Source organism: Microbacterium murale (genome assembly GCF_030815955.1).
GTDB lineage: Bacteria > Actinomycetota > Actinomycetes > Actinomycetales > Microbacteriaceae > Microbacterium > Microbacterium murale_A.
Genome location: NZ_JAUSXK010000001.1, coordinates 1,573,061 through 1,592,934, shown reverse-complemented (window position 1 = coordinate 1,592,934; position 19,874 = coordinate 1,573,061). Strand labels below are relative to the sequence as shown.

19 protein-coding genes are annotated in these 19,874 nt (G+C 66.9%); 2 read left to right on the top strand and 17 right to left on the bottom strand.

Annotated elements, in window-relative coordinates; translation table 11 throughout:
• Positions 1-18: 18 nt before the first annotated feature.
• The gene (locus QFZ46_RS07815; protein ID WP_307360105.1) at positions 19-1,653 is read right to left on the bottom strand and encodes an HNH endonuclease signature motif containing protein; all 1,635 of its coding nucleotides are present in this window, start codon (positions 1,651-1,653) and stop codon (positions 19-21) included.
• A 149-nt stretch (positions 1,654-1,802) separates the two neighbouring features.
• Between QFZ46_RS07815 and QFZ46_RS07810 the strand changes: the two genes are divergently transcribed.
• The gene (locus QFZ46_RS07810) at positions 1,803-2,402 is read left to right on the top strand and encodes a protein-L-isoaspartate O-methyltransferase family protein (RefSeq protein WP_307360102.1); all 600 of its coding nucleotides are present in this window, start codon (positions 1,803-1,805) and stop codon (positions 2,400-2,402) included.
• Here QFZ46_RS07810 and QFZ46_RS07805 read toward each other — a convergent pair.
• The 12 genes from QFZ46_RS07805 to QFZ46_RS07750 form a co-directional block, all read right to left on the bottom strand.
• Positions 2,399-3,244 (bottom strand): HpcH/HpaI aldolase/citrate lyase family protein, encoded by an 846-nt coding sequence (locus tag QFZ46_RS07805; RefSeq protein WP_307360100.1) that lies wholly within the window; start codon positions 3,242-3,244, stop codon positions 2,399-2,401. The genes QFZ46_RS07810 and QFZ46_RS07805 overlap by 4 nt on opposite strands.
• Positions 3,241-4,428, bottom strand: coding sequence for a CaiB/BaiF CoA transferase family protein (locus QFZ46_RS07800; RefSeq protein ID WP_307360098.1), 1,188 nt, complete (start codon positions 4,426-4,428; stop codon positions 3,241-3,243). Before QFZ46_RS07800 ends, QFZ46_RS07805 begins: the two co-directional genes overlap by 4 nt.
• Positions 4,425-6,353, bottom strand: a complete 1,929-nt coding sequence (locus tag QFZ46_RS07795; RefSeq protein WP_307360096.1) for an SUMF1/EgtB/PvdO family nonheme iron enzyme — start codon at positions 6,351-6,353, stop codon at positions 4,425-4,427. The genes QFZ46_RS07800 and QFZ46_RS07795 overlap by 4 nt, the downstream gene beginning before the upstream one ends.
• A complete protein-coding gene (locus QFZ46_RS07790; protein WP_307360095.1) occupies positions 6,350-7,282 on the bottom strand; it encodes a ribokinase in 933 nt (310 codons plus the stop codon). The genes QFZ46_RS07795 and QFZ46_RS07790 overlap by 4 nt, the downstream gene beginning before the upstream one ends.
• Positions 7,279-8,655 (bottom strand): ADP-ribosylglycohydrolase family protein, encoded by a 1,377-nt coding sequence (locus QFZ46_RS07785; RefSeq protein ID WP_307360093.1) that lies wholly within the window; start codon positions 8,653-8,655, stop codon positions 7,279-7,281. Before QFZ46_RS07785 ends, QFZ46_RS07790 begins: the two co-directional genes overlap by 4 nt.
• A complete protein-coding gene (locus tag QFZ46_RS07780) occupies positions 8,652-9,833 on the bottom strand; it encodes an ADP-ribosylglycohydrolase family protein (protein WP_307360091.1) in 1,182 nt (393 codons plus the stop codon). The genes QFZ46_RS07785 and QFZ46_RS07780 overlap by 4 nt, the downstream gene beginning before the upstream one ends.
• A 72-nt stretch (positions 9,834-9,905) precedes the next feature.
• Positions 9,906-11,201 (bottom strand): ABC transporter substrate-binding protein, encoded by a 1,296-nt coding sequence (locus QFZ46_RS07775; RefSeq protein WP_307360088.1) that lies wholly within the window; start codon positions 11,199-11,201, stop codon positions 9,906-9,908.
• Positions 11,202-11,244: 43 nt separating this feature from the next.
• The gene (locus tag QFZ46_RS07770; RefSeq protein WP_307360085.1) at positions 11,245-12,084 is read right to left on the bottom strand and encodes a carbohydrate ABC transporter permease; all 840 of its coding nucleotides are present in this window, start codon (positions 12,082-12,084) and stop codon (positions 11,245-11,247) included.
• Positions 12,081-13,016, bottom strand: a complete 936-nt coding sequence (locus QFZ46_RS07765; protein WP_307360082.1) for a carbohydrate ABC transporter permease — start codon at positions 13,014-13,016, stop codon at positions 12,081-12,083. The genes QFZ46_RS07770 and QFZ46_RS07765 overlap by 4 nt, the downstream gene beginning before the upstream one ends.
• On the bottom strand, positions 13,013-14,080 hold the full coding sequence (locus QFZ46_RS07760; protein WP_307360079.1) for a LacI family DNA-binding transcriptional regulator: 1,068 nt from the start codon (positions 14,078-14,080) through the stop codon (positions 13,013-13,015). Before QFZ46_RS07760 ends, QFZ46_RS07765 begins: the two co-directional genes overlap by 4 nt.
• 181 nt (positions 14,081-14,261) lie before the next feature.
• Positions 14,262-14,921, bottom strand: a complete 660-nt coding sequence (locus tag QFZ46_RS07755) for a VOC family protein (protein ID WP_307360078.1) — start codon at positions 14,919-14,921, stop codon at positions 14,262-14,264.
• 66 nt (positions 14,922-14,987) lie between these two features.
• Complete coding sequence (locus tag QFZ46_RS07750) at positions 14,988-15,905, bottom strand: DUF808 domain-containing protein (protein WP_307360077.1); 918 nt, start codon at positions 15,903-15,905, stop codon at positions 14,988-14,990.
• A gap of 183 nt (positions 15,906-16,088) precedes the next feature.
• On the opposite strand from QFZ46_RS07750, the gene msrA reads away from it, so the two are divergent.
• Positions 16,089-16,637 carry a peptide-methionine (S)-S-oxide reductase MsrA gene (msrA, locus tag QFZ46_RS07745; RefSeq protein ID WP_307360076.1) on the top strand — a complete coding sequence of 183 codons (549 nt, stop codon included), beginning with the start codon at positions 16,089-16,091 and terminating at the stop codon, positions 16,635-16,637.
• 49 nt (positions 16,638-16,686) lie between these two features.
• Here the strand turns inward: msrA and QFZ46_RS07740 are convergent, their stop codons facing one another.
• The 4 genes from QFZ46_RS07740 to QFZ46_RS07725 all read right to left on the bottom strand — a co-directional run bounded on the left by QFZ46_RS07740 (position 16,687) and on the right by QFZ46_RS07725 (position 19,872).
• Positions 16,687-17,013 carry a DUF5655 domain-containing protein gene (locus tag QFZ46_RS07740; RefSeq protein WP_307360075.1) on the bottom strand — a complete coding sequence of 109 codons (327 nt, stop codon included), beginning with the start codon at positions 17,011-17,013 and terminating at the stop codon, positions 16,687-16,689.
• Between the two features lie 133 nt (positions 17,014-17,146).
• Entirely contained in the window at positions 17,147-18,121 is a 975-nt protein-coding gene (locus tag QFZ46_RS07735; protein WP_307360073.1) for a glycoside hydrolase family 130 protein, read from the bottom strand.
• A gap of 15 nt (positions 18,122-18,136) precedes the next feature.
• On the bottom strand, positions 18,137-18,979 hold the full coding sequence (locus tag QFZ46_RS07730; RefSeq protein WP_307360070.1) for a carbohydrate ABC transporter permease: 843 nt from the start codon (positions 18,977-18,979) through the stop codon (positions 18,137-18,139).
• Positions 18,976-19,872: a carbohydrate ABC transporter permease gene (locus QFZ46_RS07725; RefSeq protein ID WP_307360068.1), complete on the bottom strand. Its 897-nt coding sequence runs from the start codon at positions 19,870-19,872 to the stop codon at positions 18,976-18,978. The genes QFZ46_RS07730 and QFZ46_RS07725 overlap by 4 nt, the downstream gene beginning before the upstream one ends.
• Positions 19,873-19,874 lie beyond the last annotated feature (2 nt).

The window sequence follows — 19,874 nt, the reverse complement described above, 5'->3', positions numbered from 1 at the left end:
AGGACCAACAGTCGGCGATCACCAGGTGTTCCATGCGGGTTCTCGTTCGCGTTCTCGTTCGTGGTTGAGGGCGTTGTCGACGACGGTGTAGTCGAGGTGTGGGGATCGCCATTTGGCGTAGGGGTCCCACCAACCAGGGCCGCGGATTTCAGGGAGTCCGTCACGCATTCGGATCCTCCAGATGCCGTCGTCGAGGGTGCGGTGGTGGTGCCAGCACAGGGGCACGCCGTTGCTGGTGTGGGTGGGGCCGCCGTGGGCGTGTTCTTGGACGTGGTGGATCTCGCACCATTCGGCGGGGATGTGGCAGCCGGGGATGAGGCATTCGCGGTCGCGGAGCACGATCGCCCGTCGTTGGGTCGCGTTGAACAGGCGTGCGCTGGTGCTGATTCCGACGATCGCACCCTTGTCATCGAACAGGACACGTTGGATCCCGCCCGCGCACCCGGCGTGGTCGGCGGAGCCGAGCGGGACGTCGTATCCGGCGCCTTCGACTTTGGCCCGTCCGGTGCGGTGGGCGAAGTCTTCTGCGGTGATGGAGACGACCAGCGTCGGTGCAGCCCCACCGAGGGTGGGCATGCCTCCGGATGCGGCGGCGACCATCAGTACGGTCGCGAACGCGTCGTGGCGTTTCTGGGCGTGCGTGCGCAGATCCGCCCCGCCTGCGGGCGGGGCTTTCGCTTTGTGGGGTTCGAGCCCGTCCGCACGATCCGAATGCTCCCTCGCCCCGTACTCGGTGCTGCTGCTGGAGGCGTACTTCGCATCCAAGTCCGCGTCACTGAGACCCTCACCGTCGCCGCGGTCCCCGTCACCGTCGTCGTCGGACGGCCGGAACCGCACCGTGCCGCTCCCGGCACTTGCTTTGTCTTCGGCTTTCGGGTTCATCAGGCTATCGATGAGTTTCTGCAACTGTGCCGCGACTTCCGGCAGCAGCTCTCCCCGCACCGGCACGGACCCGTCGCGGAGTTTCCCGATCGTGAAATGCCGGCGGCGCTTCCCGGCCCGATCCGATGGCTCGGCGCCATCCGGATCCAACCGGGCCACGATATGCGCGACCAGGGCGGCGAGTTCATCCGTCGTCGGCAACGGCCCACGCTCACCGTCTCCCGGATCCGTGCCGTCCAACGGCAGCCCTGACGCGAAGCGTGCCAGCACCGCATCCGCCGCCAGGCGATCTGCAACCCCGATCCGGGTCGCTTTCTGCAACGGGACCGTGCACGCCGAGAACCCGCCCACAGACAAGAATCCGTCCGCCAGAGCCGCAGTCAACTCAGGGAACTTCCCCGGCAACAACGCCCCCGAGGTGATGTCCTGCTCCCGACGCACCGCCCCGGCCGCGGTCACATAGCGGCGTGCGGCAGGCCCATCAACGAGCAGCGTGCGTCGCAGCACTTCTGCCGCATCACGGCATCCCGCCCTGGTCGAGAAACGTGCATCACGCTCCACGTGATCCCGCTCCACGACCTGGTCTGTCACCGCGACGATCGCACCATCCAGGCGTCGCTGCACACGCCCCAACACCTGCATCACATCCAACAGTTCGGTGTCGTTCGCGAAGCGTACCCCGCCATCTGCACCGCCACCCGCACCGGAGGAACCCATCGCATCGGCCAACAACCGATCGATGCTCTCCAACTCCTCCACCAGTGATGCCATACCCCCATTCAACCCAGGGCCACCGACATTTAAACCCCAGATCAGACCACATTCACGACCCGTGGATAACCACCCCAGACCCCCGACCTGTGGAGGAACAGTGGCGGCGCAACCTGGCACCGCAAGGTCCTCCGGCGTACCGTCGAATCATGTCTGCGATCAGAGTGGACCCCGGCACAGAGACCCGTGTACGCGCGGCGATGTCGTCCACGCCGCGGGCAGATTTCCTGCCCGAAGAGTTGCGTCACTTGGCAGACGCCGACCACCCGGTGATGATCGGCTGGGACTCGACGAACTCGCAGCCGTCGACGGTGGCGAGGATGCTGGCGCTGCTCGACGTGCAACCCGGCGATCGCGTGCTCGATGTCGGAAGCGGCTCGGGATGGACGACCGCCATACTGAGCACGATGGTCGGCCCGGAGGGCACGGTCATCGGCGTCGAGCTGGTTCCGCAGCTCGTGAGCTACGGGCGCGAGCGCCTCGCAGAGACAGGGGCTCGCGCTGACATCAGGGAAGCCATCCCCGGCGTGCTGGGTCTTCCCGAGGAGGCACCGTTCGACCGCATCCTGGTATCCGCGCAGGCGACGACCGTTCCGGTGCGCCTTGAGGCGCAACTCGCCGAGGGCGGCCGACTCGTCGTGCCGGTCGCGGGTGTGATGACGGTCGTTGACATTCGCGGTGGCATCCCGCACAGGAGAGCGGATGCCGGGCGCTACAGCTTCGTGCCCTTAGAGGAGAGCGAGCTCTAGCGCCGCGTGCTGGCAAGCACCCGCTCGGCAGCACGCACCATTGCGATGTCGATGAAGGTTCCGTCTTCGAGAACGAAGGCGCCGGTGCCGTCCGCCGCGGCAGAGCGCACGCGGTCGACGATGCTCTGCGCACGGGCGATCTCCGTGGCATCCGGTGTGAAGACTCGGCGAATGACGTCAAGCTGACGCGGATGCACGGCGGTGCGGCCGGCGAAGCCGAGAGCGCGGCCGGCGCGGCAGCTCGCCTCAAGGCCATCGAGATCGGCGACACCGGCGAACACCGCCATCAGAGGAGCGGGCAGCCCCGCCGCGGCTGCGGCATTGACGATGCGACTGCGCGACCAGGCCAGTCCCGCCTCGCCCTCCGGTCCTGCGGGAACGCCGAGCTCGGCCCGTAGATCTGCTTCACCCGTCGCTATCGAGGAGACACCAGAGCAGGCGATCTCGAACGCGCGCTCGATCGAGAGCGCCGACTCGAGGAGCGCGTGCACCTCGCGGCCGGGCAACGCGGCACGGAGTGCGTCGACATCCTCGGAAGATTGCGTCTTCGGCAGGCGCACCCCGAATGCGACCGGCAGCGCGTCCACCGCCGCGAGATCGGCGTCGTGCGAACGTGATCCGATGCCGTTGACCCGCACCTGCACCGCGGGCGCATTCGCACCGCAGGCCTCCCACACCGCCGCGAAGTCGGTGAGCGCCGCGCGGGCATCCGCCTTGTGCGATGCCGCGACGGCATCCTCGAGGTCGACGATCACGACATCCGCCCCCGCGTTCAGCGCCTTCTCGAAACGTTCGGGCCGATCGGCTGGTGCGTACAGCGCGACGATGATCGATCGCGTCATCCGATGCTTCCTTCCTCGCGCAGTGCCGTGAGCTCGTCGTCGGAGTATCCCAGCTCCACCAGCACGGCATCCGTGTCCGCACCGTGGGCACGACCGGTGAACCCGATCGTCGCGTCATCCTGCGAGAGCCGGAACAGCGGGCCCTGCATCGCGATCTCGCCGAGATCGGCATCGTGGATGCGGTGGATGGTGCCGAGCGCGTTGAACTGCGGATCGGCGACGATGTCGGACGGATCGTAGATCGGTGCGACCGCAGCATCGGCCGCCTCGAACGCGGCGACGACCTCGTCACGGGAGCGCTGGGCGATCCATGAGCCGACAGCATCATCGAGGAGGTCGGCGTGCTCTGCGCGGGCAGCCCCGGTCGCGAACCACGGTTCATCGGCCAGTTCGGGTCGACCGACTAGCGTGACGACGCGTTCGGCGATGGACTGCGCGCTCGTCGACACCGCGACCCAGGAGCCGTCGGCCGTGCGGTAAGCGTTGCGGGGCGCGTTGTTCACGGAGCGGTTTCCGGTTCGCGGCTGCACGGTGCCCAGCTGATCCCATCGGGTGATCTGGGGGCCGAGCATCGCGAGGATCGGTTCGATGATGGCGACGTCGACCTCCTGCCCCTTGCCGTCCCGGTCACGAGCATGCAGAGCGACCATGATCGCATAGGCCGTCGCGAGCGATGCGATCCCGTCTGCGAGACCGAACGGGGGGAGTGTCGGTGGACCGTCCGGCTCACCGGTGGAGGAGGCGAACCCGCTCATCGCCTCCGCAAGCGTGCCGAATCCCGGCCGGCGCCGGTACGGCCCGATCTGTCCGAACCCGGTCACGCGAGCGAGCACCAGCCCTGGATTCTCCACGGAGAGCGCGGCGTAGTCGAGGCCCCAGCGTTCGAGCGTGCCTGGTCGGAAGTTCTCGATCACGACGTCGGCGGTTCGGGCGAGACGCAGGAACGCATCGCGCCCGCCGTCGGTGTGCAGATCGATCGCCACGGTGCGCTTGTTGCGACCGAGCGTCTTCCACCAGAGGTTCTGCCCATCCTTGCTCGGTCCGTGACCGCGCGCCGGGTCGGGCCGATTCGGATGCTCGACCTTGATCACGTCCGCGCCCATGTCACCCAGATGCATCGCAGCCATCGGACCGGCGAACAGGGTCGAGGCGTCCACGACCCGAAGGCCCTCGAGTGCGCTCACGGCCTGTCCTCGATGCAGATGCGGAAGCCGATCGACGGCGACGCATCCTGTCCGAGACCGGGCAACAGCAGCTTGGCGCTGAACTCCGGTGGCTTCACACCACCGTCGAAGTACCAGTCCGAGCCCTCGCTGCGGTGGGCGCTGCCACCCTTGAGCATGACGAAACGGGTGCGGCCGTCCGAATGCTCCGACTCGGTCCAGTTCCAGACCTCGGGGGAGCGTCGGATGAAGCCCGTCCGGGTCGCCGCGAGCTGCCACTCGTCTTCGGTGGGGAGTCGTCCCCCGGCCCAGGCAGCGTACTCGCGGGCACGGGCGAACGTGACATTCGTCACCGGGCGGTCTGGGTCACGGCCATCCGCGACTTCTCCGATCGCCTCGAGGAATCGGGCGTACTCGGCTTCGCTCACTTCGGCAGCAGCGATCTGCACCGGCTGCGCGACGACCACCGTCCGGTCGAGGGTGCGCTGATCGTGCAGTCGTGGCGGGAGCGGCTTCCACTCGTCGACGTAGGGTGCGCCGTCGTACATGCCGGTCTCCCTCATCCGGAATCGCACGGTGAGCGTGTACTCGCCGGCGGGTACCGCGACGGAGCGGAATGAGGTCGGCTCGACCGGGCCTTCCCATCGGGGTGCGACCACCCGGCGTGAGATGCGGTGCCCGAACGAGGCATCGCGGTGGACGGTCTCTCCGACGAGCGCGGCCTGCACAGCGTCGAGCTCGTCCGGGACGACGGTTCCGTGGTCGACCCTCACCGCGGCGGCGATGCCACCCGCCGGGACGGTGATCGCCTCGGCGGTGTCGCCCGCGTGCAGCGCCGACCATCCGGTGCCGACAGGACGGTATACGGCATCGTCCTCTGATGTGTTGGCGAGGAGCAGCAGGGTCACGCCGTCGAGCTCGAAGGCGGACCCGGCGACCGCGCCGTCGAGCACGGTGAGCGGCGTCCACTCTCCGTCGACGAGCCAGCGGTGGAAACCGCGCTGAACGGGGAGCATACGGCGCAGCGTCGCGGCATCCCGATCGTTCCAGCCGACCCACGCGCCGAAGACGACCTCCCACACCATGACGCCGACGCCGTTGAGCCAGGCTGAGCGGAGTTCGGCGGCGTGATCGCGATGCCAGCGGCGGATGTGGTGCTGCATGTGGCGGCGTTCGAACCACCGGGCGCGAAGCACACCGGGGGTGTCGGAGTCGGCGAACCACTGCGCCCAGGAGAGTGTGTGGTCGGCGATCCGTTCGGTCGCGAGTTTCGATTCTCCCTCGAGACCGATCCCTGGCCGTGCCTCGTCGAGCGCGGCGACGAGTTCGGGATCGGCCTTCTTGAGAGTGTCGAGGAAGACGCCGTCCGCGCCGAGGCGCCGCACGGTCGCGGCGAGCTGACTGGAGTCATCGCCCGCGCGGCGGGTACCGGTGTCCCAGGGGTTGTAGTCGAGGAACACTGCGACGCCGGCCGCGCGCAGTTCCGCGGCGACGTCGGCGAGCCCTGGCACGTCGTAGAAGTCCCATTGATTCCGGTCGTCGATGCCGATCACAGGATAGGCGTGCCACAGCACGACGCCGTCGAGACCGCCGAAGCGTTCTCGGGCATCGGCGAGAAAACGCTCGGGGGTGAACCGCTGCGCCTCGAAGTCGAAGAACAGTTCGTCCCACAGCCACGTCTGCGCCACGGTGAAGCATCTGCTGGCCCATGCCGATGCCGGATCGTCGTATCGGGTCGGTTCACCATGGCGCTGTCTCGCGCCTTCTCGCCAGGCGGTGAGCTGCGTCCGCCACCGTTCGAGGTCGGCAGGATCGGACGGTGCCGCGAAGATCTTGGCGTCGTCGAGTGCGGTCGCGGCGTCGCCAGTGGTGAGGTCGATGTCGAGCGGCACCGGCGTGGGCAGATCCAGTTCGCGCGGGTGCAGGGGATCGAAACCGGCGCTCATGCGTGGGTCCTTTCAATCAGCGCGGCGACCTCCGCCGCGAACGGCACCGCATCCTGCGCGCCGGTGCGGGTCACGGCGATCGCGGCCGCTGCTGCTCCCGCGCGTGCGGCATCCGCGAGCAACGCGGCGTCGACGCTCTCCGGCGCACGACCGGATGCTGCGAGCGTGGCGGCGAACATGCCGCAGAAGGTGTCCCCGGCCCCCGTTGTGTCGACCGCGTCGGCGGCGAATGCGGGAACGTTCACCCGCTCCGCACCGCAGACGATCATCGACCCCTGTCTGCCGAGCGTCACGACGAGCGCGCGCACGCGAGGTGCGAGTGCGGCGACGGCCGTTTCCAGATCGTCCACGCCTGCGACGTCGAGCGCCTCATGCTCGTTGACGATGAGTACATCGACGGAGGGGAGAAGTGCGGAACCGGCCGTCACGAACGGCGCCGACGGCGCGGCATTGAGTAGATGCCAGGCGTGCTCGCCGCGGACGGCAGCGGCTTCCCGCACCAGAGCGATCGGAATCTCCAGCTGTGTGAGCACGACCTGCGCCGTCGCCACGACCGAACGCTGCGCCGGCGTCAGAGCGCTGGCCACCGCATTCGCGCCAGGCACGACGACGATGGTGTTCTCCGCGGTGTCATCGACCGAGATGAGTGCCATGCCGCTGGGGCCATCGACCTGCGAAAGTCCGGAGACGTCGATGCCGTCGGCGACGAGCGCACCGCGAAGAGTCTCCCCGTCCGGGTCCGTGCCCACGGCCCCGACGAAGGCGACGACCGATCCTCCTGCACGACGGGCGGCGACAGCCTGGTTGGCGCCCTTCCCTCCGCCCGTGCGTACCAGCGATGACGCGAGCACCGTCTCGCCGGGGGCAGGAATGCGGTCGACGCGGGCGACGACATCCTGGTTGATGCTGCCGACGATGACGACGCTCATGACGTTCCGCCGGAGAGGTGAAGCGTGCGCTCGGCGAGTTCACGGATGGAGCGCTCCGCCCCACCGGGCATAGAGGTCGCGATGCGATCCTTCAGCGGCGCTGTCCATGCCTCGCCGATCCCGTCAGCGCCCACGAGTCCGCCGACGACCGATCCGACGGTCGCCCCGACCGAGTCGGTGTCCCAGCCGCCGGCGACGGCGAGTGCGATGGCAGCGCCGAAGTCGTCGCCGTACGCTTGAAGGGCGCATGCCGTGAGGGCCGCGTTGTTGAGCGTGTGCACCCAGTGCATCCCCTCGAAGGCTGCATGCAGAGTGTCGAGCGCCGAGTCGACTGTCAGTGCGCCGGAGGCGAGCGTACGCCCGGTCTCGCGCCCGAGGCGCACGGCGGCAGCAAGACGCGAAGCCGGCGGAACGACAGTGTCGGCAGCATCCAGAACCTCATCGGCAGACCCGGCGACCAGCGACGCGGAGCACAGCACGGCGGCCCACATCTCGCCGTATATGCCGTTGCGGGTATGGCTCAGTCGTGCATCGGTCCATGCCGATGCGGCAGCAGCGCGCACATCACCGGGGTGCGCCCAGCCATGCACGTCGGCGCGGATGAGAGCGCCGATCCATTCGCGGAACGGATTGTGATGTTTCGCCGTGTCCGGCACGGTACGGGCGTCGAGGATGTTCCGGTACGCCGCACGCTCGGCGGTGAAGACTCGGCCAGCAGGAAGTGCTCCCAGCCAGGCTTCTGCGACGTGCTCGGTCGTCAGGCTCGCGCCATGCGCTTCCAGCAGATCGAGCGCGAGGATCGGGAAGTTGAGGTCATCGTCCTCTGGCATCCCGTCGATGTTCTCCAGGAGCGAAGTGGGCGCAGAGCGACGGTTCCATGGCCACCGCTGTGCGACCTCTTGGGGGAGCCCGAGAGCCGTGAAATACGTCTGGATGGGCCAGTTGCCTGTGGCACGCGCGATCTGCTCGATGCCCTCGCGCGGGATCTTCTCCACCGGCTTCCCGAGCAGGCAGCCGGCGGACCGGCCGAGCCATGCCCCGTGCACGCGCTCGAACGCCACAGGCGCCACGGATGCCGGACCCGGCGAGGCCTCGTCTGGGAGCAGCGCGACGATATCGGCCCATTCGTCCGGTTCATCGGCGCTCGGCGTCTGCAGAGTCTGCAACTCATCGAGCACAGCGCGCGCCAGCGCGCGTACCTCTGGGGCAGCGGGGGTCGCGCTGGCACCCGAGGGGGCGAGTCGGGTCGATCCGCCCGCATCCGCCCATCGCTGCTCGATCGGAGCGATATCACTCTCGGCGACGCCCTGCTCGCGGAGGGCTGCGAGTTCGGCGGGGACCAGGTCTTCCGGCTGCGCCCAGGTCAATCTCACGCCGCGCCCTCCCGGTCTTGCGACGCGCCGAGCACCGTTGCGAGTGCTGTCACCCGCTGAGTCGCGCGGTCGGCGTCAGCACGCGCGACGTCGCGCACGACCTCTGTCATCGAGGTCACCACGCCGTCGAGGTCGAGGCGACTGGCCGTTGTGACGCCGGAGACCCATTCGCTCGGCACGGCATCCTGGCCATGAAGGCCGCCGCAGATGGCGCCGGCCATCGTCGCGATCGAGTCGGAGTCGCGACCGTAGTTGACAGCGTCGAGCACGGCGGCGCGCAGGTCGCCGTCCCGAGCGACGACGAAGCCCAGGGCGACAGGAAGCTCCTCGATCGACTTGGTGCGAGACGGCAGTCGGGCATCCATCGCGGGCGCGCGGTACTGGTCGCCGACGGTGTCGAACGGTGCGACCGCAGCGCGAACGGTGCGCGCGAGGTCGCGTGGATCATCCGATCCTCCGGCCGCGAGGAAGGCGTCGACGGCTTCGAACACGGCGCGGATCGCCGCGGCGGTGCCGTCGTGAGCGACATCGAGCACGGCCGCGCGCACATCGGCGACGGTCGCGCCGGATGCTGCGGACGCCGCCACGGCCGCGGCGAACACGCCTGCGGCCTCGCGCCCGTAGGACGACTGGTGTGCTCCGGCGATATCGATGGCCTCGGCGTATGCACCGCGGGGGTCGCCGATGTGGACGAGCCCGACCGGGGCCATGTACATCGTGGCACCGCAGTTGACGATGTTCCCGACGCCCGCCTCGCGGGGGTCGGCGTGTCCGTAGTGCAGCTTCGCGACGATCCACTTCTCGGCGAGGAAGACGCGCTGCAGGATGAGCGCGTCGTCCTCGAGTTCGGGAACCCAGCGGCGCTCACCGATCATGAGCGGGACGAGGTCCCCGGCGACATCGTACGCGTCGAGGTGGCGACGCCGCTTGGCGTACACCTCCACGAGCGCATGCGTCATGAGAGTGTCATCAGTGACGTGCCCATCGCCCTTGTGGTACGGCGCGATCGGCCGCGCCGTCTTCCAATCGGCGAGGAACGGACCGACGATCCCCTCGACTCGACCGCCGTGGCGCTCCTCGATCTGCTCGGGGGTCCAGCCCTCGGTGGCACCTCCCAGCGCGTCTCCCACTGCGGCGCCGGCGAGCACTCCGGCCACTCGGTCCTGCAACACGAACATTTCCACTCCTTGTTTGCCTCTGATGTCGATGACAGGCGGGGGCGAACCGGCGGCTCGCCCCCGCGAGCGTCATCAGCCGGCGATGTCGGCCCAGCCGTCGGACAGCTGGGTGGCCAGCTGCTCGCTGGTGATCTGGTCGGCCAGGTACTGCTGGAAGGCGGGCGTCGCGATGGTGTCCTTCCACTCGGTGTACTTCTCCACTTTGAGGAACGGCGGTCCTACCAGGCCCTCACCGGACGCCAGCACCTGGGTCCAGGCTGGGTTGTCGGCGGCCAGCGTCTCCACCTCTGCGCGCGCCGAGCCGGACGACGGGATGAGCGCGTCGGCGTAGGCGATCTGGCCGAGGTTCTCGCCACTCATGAGGAAGTTCAGGAACTCGGCCGACTCCTCGACGTGCTCGGAATCGATGTTCACCGAGTACGTCTGGGGATTGGCTGCCTGGATTGCCCCGGCTGAGCCTTCCAGCGGCGGCAGGGCGACCCAGTTGAATCCCTCCGGCGCGTCATTGGCGATGTTCGTCGCCTGGAACGAACCCTGCACGGTCATCGCGATCTTCCCGCCGTAGAACGATGCGAGAACATCGGATCCCGACTGCGTGAGCGAGATCGGGTCGATCGACTTGTCGGTGTACGCCATCTCGTGGATGAGCTCCGGCACGGCGAGTTCGGCATCGCCGACCTCGATCGAGGCGTCGGTGCCCTCGCCGGAGAAGTAGCCCCCGTCGAAGCCGAGCGAAAGGCTCATCATCGTCGCGGTGGGCGATGCGAGCCCCCATCCGAGCCCGTGGGCGCCGCCGGTGGTCGTCGCCTTCGCGATCTCCTGCAACTCCTCCCACGTCATCGTGTCGCCGCTCGGCACCTCGACGCCGGCAGCCGCGAGAAGATCGGCGTTGGCGAACACCATGTACGACTGCAGTGTCGACGGATACGCGATGATCTCGCCATCCTGGGTGACCGACTCCCAGATGCCATCGGAGATGTCGGACTTGAGATCGTCATCGATGTAGTCCGTCAGGTCTGCGAGATAACCGTCCGCAGCGAACGATGCGATGGAACTCGCCTCGTAGTGGATGATGTCCGGTGCTGTTCCACCCGTGAACTGGGTGATGAGCTTGTCGAACGTGCCATCCCATCCGGCCTGGATGATCTCGACCTGGACGTCGGGGTTCTCCGCGTTCCAGTCGTCGACGACCGACTTGACTGCGGCCTGGGTCGCCGGCTGGTCGGACAACGACTGGAACTGGAGGGTGACGGCGTCGCCCCCGCCCTCGTCGCCTCCGCCGGTCGCGCTGCCCTGCTGGCATCCGCTCAGGGCGAGGACGGCCGCGCCCGCGAAAGCGATGGCGCCTATGCCTCGGATTCTGTTCATATTGCTCGCCTTTCTCATTTGTGATCTCCCCTTGGTGGCCGGGTCAGCCTTTGACCGCACCGGCGAGCATTCCGCCGGTCAGCTTCTTCTGCAGGATGCTGAAAATGATGAGCGACGGGATCGTCGCGAGGATCGCACCTGCGGCCAGCGGGCCGAGCTGCGTCTGCCCTTCGGCACCCAGGAAGGAGCGCAGCGCGATCGGAAGCGTGTAGAGTTCAGGGCTCTGCAGCAGCACGAGGGCGAGGAAGAACTCGTTCCACGCCGAGACGAACGTGAACATCGCGGTTGCGACGAGACCTGGTGCGAGCAGCGGAAGGACGATCGTGCGGAGGATCGTGATCCGCGACGCGCCGTCCATCTCACCGGCCTCCTCGAGCTCCGGCGGGATGGCGGCGACGTATCCCTGCAGCATCCAGAGCGTGAACGGCAGCGTGAACGTGACGTAGACGAGGATCAGGCCGAACAGGGTGTCGTTGAGGTTGATCGAACGGAGCACCAGGAACAGCGGGATGATGATCAGGATCGAGGGGAAGACCTGGCTCGTGAGGATCCAGACCGTCCCCGCCGCGCGAAGCTTGCCCCTGAGTCGGGCGAGGGCGTATGCCATCGGCATGGACAGCAGCACCGTGATCACCATCGTCGCGATCGAGACCAGGAGGGAGTTTCCCGCCGCGGGCAGGAGATTCTGCCGCTCGAGCGCTGAGCCGTAGTTGCTGAAGTCCCAGTTGGCCGGCAGCAGGTTGACGGCGAGGGAGTTCAGTTCTCCCGACGACTTGAACGACGCCGACAGCAACCACAGCAGAGGGAATCCGAGGAAGAGCAGGAACGCAGCGAGGGCCGCGTACATCAGCACCGTCGCGTACCAGGGGCGCTTCGTGGTCATGAGCGCTCTCCCTTCGTCTGGCGGAACTGGTTGATGAGATAGAGCGACAGGATCAGCAGGATCGCGATGACGAGCACGTCGCCCATCGCGGATGCGTATCCGATCTCACGGTTGCGGAACGCCTCCAGATAGGTGAACAGGGGAGGGATCATCGTCCGTCCGCCCGGGCCGCCCTCTGTGAGCACGTAGATGAGCCCGAAGGAGTTGAACTGCCAGATGAAGTCGAGGGCCGTCACGGCGATGATCACGGGCCGCAGCGCGGGGAGCGTGATGTGCCAGAACCGGCGGAAGGCTCCGGCGCCGTCGACGGCCGCTGCTTCGTGCTGCTCTGCCGAGATCGACTGCATTCCGGCCAGCAGCAGCAGCACCGTGGTCTGCGGGATGCCTGCCCAGACGCCGACGACGATGACGGCGGGCAGCGCGGTCGAGAAGTCACCGAGCCAGTTGACTCCGGGGATGCCGACCGCCTCGAGGGCGCCGTTGAGGGGCCCGGAGTTGGGGTTGTAGATCATCCGCCACACGATCGCGATGACCACCGGCGGCATCGCCCAGGGGATCAGTGCCAGAACGCGGGTGAGACCCTTCAACCGCAGGTCGCTGTTGAGCAGCAGCGCGAGTGCCATTGCGCAGACGAGCGTCAGAAGGGCGACTGAACCGGCCCAGACGAGGCCGATGCCGAAGGAGCCCCAGAAGCGGTGATCGCCGAGCAGCTCGATGAAGTTGCCGAAACCGATGAAGTTGATCTCCGCGTTCCGCTTCAGCGTGGCGTCCGTGAAGCCGAGCGCCACACCGCTGACCAGCGGGATGACGGAGAAGATGATGATCGGCAGGAGCGCGGGAACGACGAGGGCGATGGCCTCGCGGCGTTGCGCGCGGGTGCGGTGACCGATCCGCTTCGTCTGTCGAGGTGGTTTCGTGGCGATGGTGCTCATCCGGCTGCCCTCTCTTCGTCGAGCTCGGTGGAGTCGGTCTCGTGATGAGGAGCGCGACCCTGTGCACGCGCACGGGAGAGTGACGAACCACGAACGACCAGTGCCGGTGCGACGGTGACGGTGTGCGCGGCGCGGGAGGGTTCGGCGATGCGCGCGAGCAGAAGCTCCGCCGCGACACGACCGCGCTCGTCGGCGCCGAGGTCGACGCTGGTCAGGCCTGGGCGGATGACTCCGGTGAGCTCGGTGTTGTCGATGCCGGTCACAGCGATGTCGTCCGGGACGGTCAATCCGAGGTCTTCCGCAGCACGGATCGCACCGATCCCGATCAGGTCGTTGGCGGCGACGATGGCGTCGGGCCGCCGATCGCCGTCGAGGACTCGGCGAGCGGCGGCGTACCCCGCTGCGATCGTGAAGTCGTCGGCGTCGATGCTGCGTGTCGAGACGAGCGGGTGCGCGGTGACGGCGGTGTTGAAGCCGTCGCGGCGGAAGGTGCCAGGCGTCGTGTCGCCTGGACCGTTCACGAAGGCGATATCACGTCGGCCTTCGGCGACGAGGTGATCGACCACAAGCCGCATCGCCGTGACCGAGTCGGCCCGGACCGTGTCGAGGCTCGTGCCATCGGGCAGGCGCCCGAGAACCACGACCGGTGTCGGCGTCTTCGCGAGAGCGGCGAGAAGCTCGTCGGTGACGCGGAGCGGCGAGAGGATCATGCCGTCGACGTAGCCACGCCCGAGATCGCGCACGACGTCGACGGATGACGACGACGTACCGGTCGATGACAGGACCAGGCGGTACCCCGATGCGGACACCACGCGCTCGATCGCGGTCATCATCTCGACATAGACCGGGTTGCCGATGTCAGCGACGGCGTAAGCGAGCTGGTGCGTACGGCCGAGTTTGAGCGACCGTGCGGTCGCATCTGCGACGTACCCGAGTGTCGCAGCCGCGTGCTGCACCTTCGCGATCGTCTCGGCGCTCGCGATCTGGCCGTTCAAAGCCCGTGACGCGGAAGCGATCGATACACCCGCATACTCGGCGACCTGAGTGATGGTGACCCGGACCACGCGCTCTCCCTTGAGTGCTGTAAACGTTTCCAACGATTCACAAACTATGCCACCGAGGTGGTTCGCTGTCAAGATCACACGTCCGCGGCGCAGCGCGGGGTCGAGTCCGTGCCTCTGGTCAGAGGCGGTTCACGACTTGTGGATGACAGCGGAGATCACCCCGGCTGCCGGGAAGCGGGCATCACCCCTCGATGTCTGCCCACCCCGCGATATCGACGCCGTGGTTGTCGGGCGAGGCGATGGTCCACGACTCGGGTGCCGTGTCAACGTCAGCGATGCGCCCGCCCGCAGCAACCGCTGCTCGAACGCGCCCCTCCGCCTGATCCGCCGGCACCGAGACATCGATGTGCGTCCGGCCACGCCCTGGTCGCGCCGGGCTGAGCTCGTGAAACCAGAGATGCGGTCCGCGCCGCAGCGGATCGATCAGATCCTCATCTCCGACTCGGCGGTAACCGAAGGCCGCTTCCCAGAACGGTCGGGTGTCGACTCCGGCATCCTGCGCCACCGCGATGCCCACCACCATCAGCATGCTGGGGTCTGCGACCAATCCCATTGATCGGGCCGCCGCGCTGACTGTGACCGCGAGGTCGGCATCCTTGCGACTCAGGGCGCCGTCGGGGCGCGAGCACGACCTGATCACCACGCCTTCTGGACGCACGTCCACATCCGGCTCATGGCCGACGGTCGTGGCGGCGGCCGAGATCGCGCCGACGAACTCTGCTGCCTGTGCGAATGACGAGGTGCGGTAGAACGCATGCGCTCCCCAGAACAGCACGCGCCAATCCTCAACACCGGCCGTCGCGTGGAACTCTTTAGGCAGGAGCTGCTCGAAGACGTCCATGCCGTCGAGGCTACGCCCGCTCTTATTCCAGGAGAAGGCCGCCCGGCGTGCGCTCGGCACTGCGGACTAGGCGGCCACCGCCGTCGGCGATTCTTCGCCCTCGTGGAAGCTCGGCTTCTTGCCCAGAATCCGTCCGATCAGCAGCACGACCCCGACGACGATGAGGCCGACGACAAGCCCGGCCACGGCCGAGACGAACGTCTCGCCGACCCACGCGATGACCCCTCCGGCCGGCGCGAGGAAGTCATGGATGCTGTGCAGCATGTCGCTGAAGAATGTCAGCCCGACCTCGCCGAGGTTCGCGAGCAGCAGGTGTCCGCCGACCCACAGCATCGCCACGGTGCCGACGACGCTGATGACCCTGAACACCGCAGGCATCGACCGTACGATCCGTGTGCCGGTGTGCCGCACGCGTCGGGAGGGGTTCTTCGCCATCTTCAGACCGATGTCGTCGATCTTGACGAGCAGCGCGACCGCTCCGTACACGACGATGGTCATCATCAGCGCGATCACGGCGAGGATCGCCAGTGTCATCCAGATGCTGAGCCCGGCATCGAGATTCGCCAGCGAGATGAGCATGATCTCGGTGGACAGGATGAGGTCGGTGCGGATGGCACCCCACACGAGCTTGTTCTCGTTGCGGGCGCCCTCGTCTGCATGACCGTGATGGAATCCGAACCATTCCAGAACCTTCTCGGCGCCCTCGAAGCAGAGGTACGTGCCGCCGAGGATGAGAAGGTACGGCAAAACCCAGGGCGCGAACGCGGTGAGCAGCAGTGCGATCGGGATGATGATCACGAACTTGTTGACGAGTGAACCGAGCGTGATCTTGAAGACCACCGGCAGCTCTCGTGCCGGGGAGATGCCCTGCACATACTGCGGAGTGACGGCGGCGTCGTCGATCACGACTCCCGCCGCTTTCGCAGACGCCTTCATTGCGGCGCTCAGAATATCGTCGACGACGGCGAGCAGACCAACCGACATGCGTCCCCCTGTATGAGTGGCAGGAAAGCAACATTACTGGCAATGCAGCCGCCATACCGCGCCGTTCGAACTGCGCGAAGTGCTGTACCTGCCGACGAATGAAGCACATTGCGCGATTCGAGAGGGGCACTGGAATGTCGGTAGCCGTCAGACTGTTCTTATCCCTGACAGAGGAGTAGCACTATGACTGACACCGGAACCATCACCCGCACCCCCGGCACCGAGACGGCAGTCCTCGCCGGCGGATGCTTCTGGGGCATGGAAGACCTCGTCCGCCGCCAGCCCGGCGTCCTCGACACCAGAGTCGGTTACACCGGCGGCCAGAACGCGAACGCGACCTACCGCAATCACCCCGGTCACGCCGAAGCGCTCGAGGTGGTTTTCGACCCCGCGAAGACGACGTACCGCGACATCCTGGCGTTCTTCTTCCAGATCCATGACCCTTCGACGCTGAACCGCCAGGGCAACGACATCGGAACGAGCTACCGTTCGGCGATCTTCCCGCTGAGTCCCGAGCAGGAGCAGATCGCGCGCGACACGATCGCCGACGTCGATGCTTCAGGCCTGTGGCCCGCCAAAGCCGTCACCACGATCGAGCCGGCGGGTCCGTTCTGGGAGGCCGAGCCCGAGCACCAGGACTACCTGATCACCTACCCGAACGGCTACACCTGCCACTTCCCGCGCGCGGGATGGGTGCTGCCTCGTCGTGAGGATGCGACCGCGACCGCTTGAGGCACCACGGTCAGCGCGCGTTCCGATAGGCGCGCTCCGCCCATCCGAGTTACTCGCGATCGACGTCCTTCACCAGACGCAGCTCGAGATGGTGCATCCAGGTCGTCGGCGACGGATGCGCGATCTCCTTGACTCGATGGGAGTCCAACGGCTCAGGCAGCGCCAAGGAAAGCACGAGAGGGACGTCCGTGGCCACGTAGTCTCCGGGATGCCACGCGAACGCGAACCCGCGCCGAGCGCGGAATGCGACCTGGCTTTTGGACACACGGACGTCGACGTCGTCGAAGCGGAGCAGTCGCCGCCCGACGGCTCGGTAGATCGACACCGCCTTCTTATCGGTGCCGAAGAACTGCTCGCCCTCCACCGAGTCGGTCACACGTTAACGGTACGCCTGCTGCCTCAGCTCTCGCCAAGCTCAGCTCAACTCAGCGTCTCGACGTCGATCACGAAGCGATAGCGCACATCGGATGCCAGCACCCGCGCCCCAGGCCTCTAACGCCTGACCCGCCTCACTCCGCGCGCAGAGAGCGCCCCCAGGGCTGAGCCGGGTCGTGGATGGCGACGGCCAGGGTCGTGTCCGACTGGCCGTAGTACGCGAACCATCGATCCTTGAACTTCACCAGCCCCTCCACGAACGTCACGTTCGAGACCAGGCCGTTGGTGTCTTCGAACGTCTGCGGGCGAAGCCAGGGCTGCTGAAGCCGGGCGATCACCTTCGTCGGCTCGTCGGGGTCGATCGCGATCTGGCCGCACCGGTAGTCGACATCGACGGAGCCGTCATCGTTCACCGTTCGCGTCGCGCCGTTGGTGAGGAAGACGAGCAGTCCGTTGTCGGACAGTACAGGCGACGTGCCGATCTCGACCAGGGCCTCGTCCCACGTACCCGGCGTCGGGGAGTACATCGGGTCGGTGTCGGCAGTGCCGGGTGTCCAGTGGATCAGATCGTCGCTGGCCGCCCAGTAGATCGCGCCCTCGCCGAAGTACATCCACCACTTGCCCTGCATCTTCACCGGCACGATCACGCCGGCCTTGGACCAGTTGAACCCGCGCGGGTCCATGGTCTTGAAAGTGTCGAACTCCTCGAACAGGGGTCCGTGCTTCGTCCAAGTGCGCAGGTCCGCCGAGGTCGCGAGGCACAGCTGGGCGCTGTGGCGGTCCCAGCCGGTGTAGGTGAGGTAGTAGGTCCCGTCGATCAGCGCGATCCGCGGGTCCTCGCATCCGAACCGCTCATAGTCCTCGGAAGGGGAGAGGATCGGTGCATCCTCGCGCGTGAAGCTCACGCCGTCGTGCGATCGGGCCATGCCGATGTGCGACACGATGTCGTCGGCATGCGCGCGATAGAGCAGTACGACCTCGTCGCCGTCGACGAGCGCCGCCGGGTTGTAGAGGTTGGCTGATTCCCAGCTGTCGCCGCGCGGGCGAAGGATCGGGTTGCCCTCGAACGGAGTGAACGGGCCGAGGGGGAAGGTGGCTCCGGTGAACATGGATGCCCTTTCTGGCTAGCCTTTGACAGCTGCGCCGAGGTCGGTGGCTCTGAAGAACCGCTGGAAGACGATGAACAGGATCACGACGGGGAACGCGAGCGCCGTGGCACCCGCGAGGATCGCGCCGTTCGGGTTGGCAGTGGACTGCGCGACGTTGGAGATGTAGTTCGCCAGCGACACCGCGAGCGGTTGCAGCGAGGCATCCTTCGTGATGAGGAAGGGCCAGAGGAATTCGTTCCACGGGCCGATGAAGGTGACGAGGACCACGGTCACCAGCACGGGACGGATGAGCGGTATCGCGACCGACGTCAGCAGGCGGATCTCTCCCGCCCCGTCGATCCGCGCCGCTTCGAAGATCTCCACCGGCAGCGCCTTGAAGAACTGCACGAAGATGAACACCGCCGTGGTGTTGATGAGGAACGGCAGGATCATTCCGAGATACGAGTCCCCGAGACCGTAACTGCGGGTGATCTGCACATAGAGCGGGATCATCAGCAGCTGGAACGGCACCATCTGCACGAGCAGCATCAGCACCCAGATCACACCGCGGCCACGGAAGTCGAGGCGCGCGATCGCGTAGCCGGCCAGCAGCCCGAACACCACGGTGCCGAGCAGCACGCCGGCCGTGAAGATCAGCGAGTTCAGCAACGATCCCGCCAGGTCGATCCGCGAGTCGATCGCGATGAAGTTGTCGATCGTCCACCCGCTGGTCGGGAAGAGCTCGTCAGGGGCGTTCGTCGGGCTCTCCTGGAATGCGCCGACGATCATGAAGTAGAACGGGAAGGCGAACCCGATCGCTGCGACCGTGAGCAGGACGATGCTCAGGATGCGGGGGATCTTGCTTCTGCGTTTCATCATCTCTCCCTCGTCGCGCGGTTGGCAGCCAGCGACAGCATCCCGACCAGGATCACGAGGATCATGCCGATCGCGGCCGCAGTGTCGGGATTCTGCTGCTGGATGCCCAGCTGGTAGATGAGCAGGACGGGTGTGGACGAGGCGCCGTCCGGGCCGCCGCCGTTGGTCAGCAGGTAGGGCTCGGTGAACAGGTTGGCGCCGGTGATGATCGAGAGGATGAGCACGAGCGTGGTGGCATTGCGCACACCGGGAACCGTCACGTGCAGGAAGCGCTTGAAGGCGCCGGCCCCGTCTGTCTCCGCCGATTCATACAGCTCCTTGGGCACGTTCTGGAGCGCGGCGAGGTAGAGCAGGATGTAGAAGCCCAGCTGCTTCCACGTCACGTAGAGCGCGATCATCGGCATCGCCAGCCCGCTGTTCACGAGCCAGGAGGGGTCGGGAGCGAGCGGGCCGAGGATCGTGTTGATCAGACCGTTGCCCGAGAACAACAGCATCCAGACTCCGACGAGCGAGACGCTCGCAGTCAGATAGGGCACGTAGAACGCGACCCGGTAGGCGGCCACCCAGCGGATGCCCGTGTTCAGGGCCGCCGCGAGCACGAGCGAGAGCACTGCCGTCAGCGGCACATTGATGACCAGGAAGATCAGAGTGTTGCGGAATGACCCGAGCACCCGAGGATCGGTGAGCACGGTGACGAAGTTGTCGAAGCCCACGAACGGGCGCTCGACCTCGACACCCGGGGCGGTGAAGAAGTAGTCATGGAACGCGATGTACACCGCGAACGCGAGCGGATACGCGAAGATCGCGATCACGAACACGAAGTACGGCAGCGCGAACAGGCCGCCGATCGGTTGCGCACCCCACCATCGGGTGCGCAACCGCCGCTTGTCGGTCATGA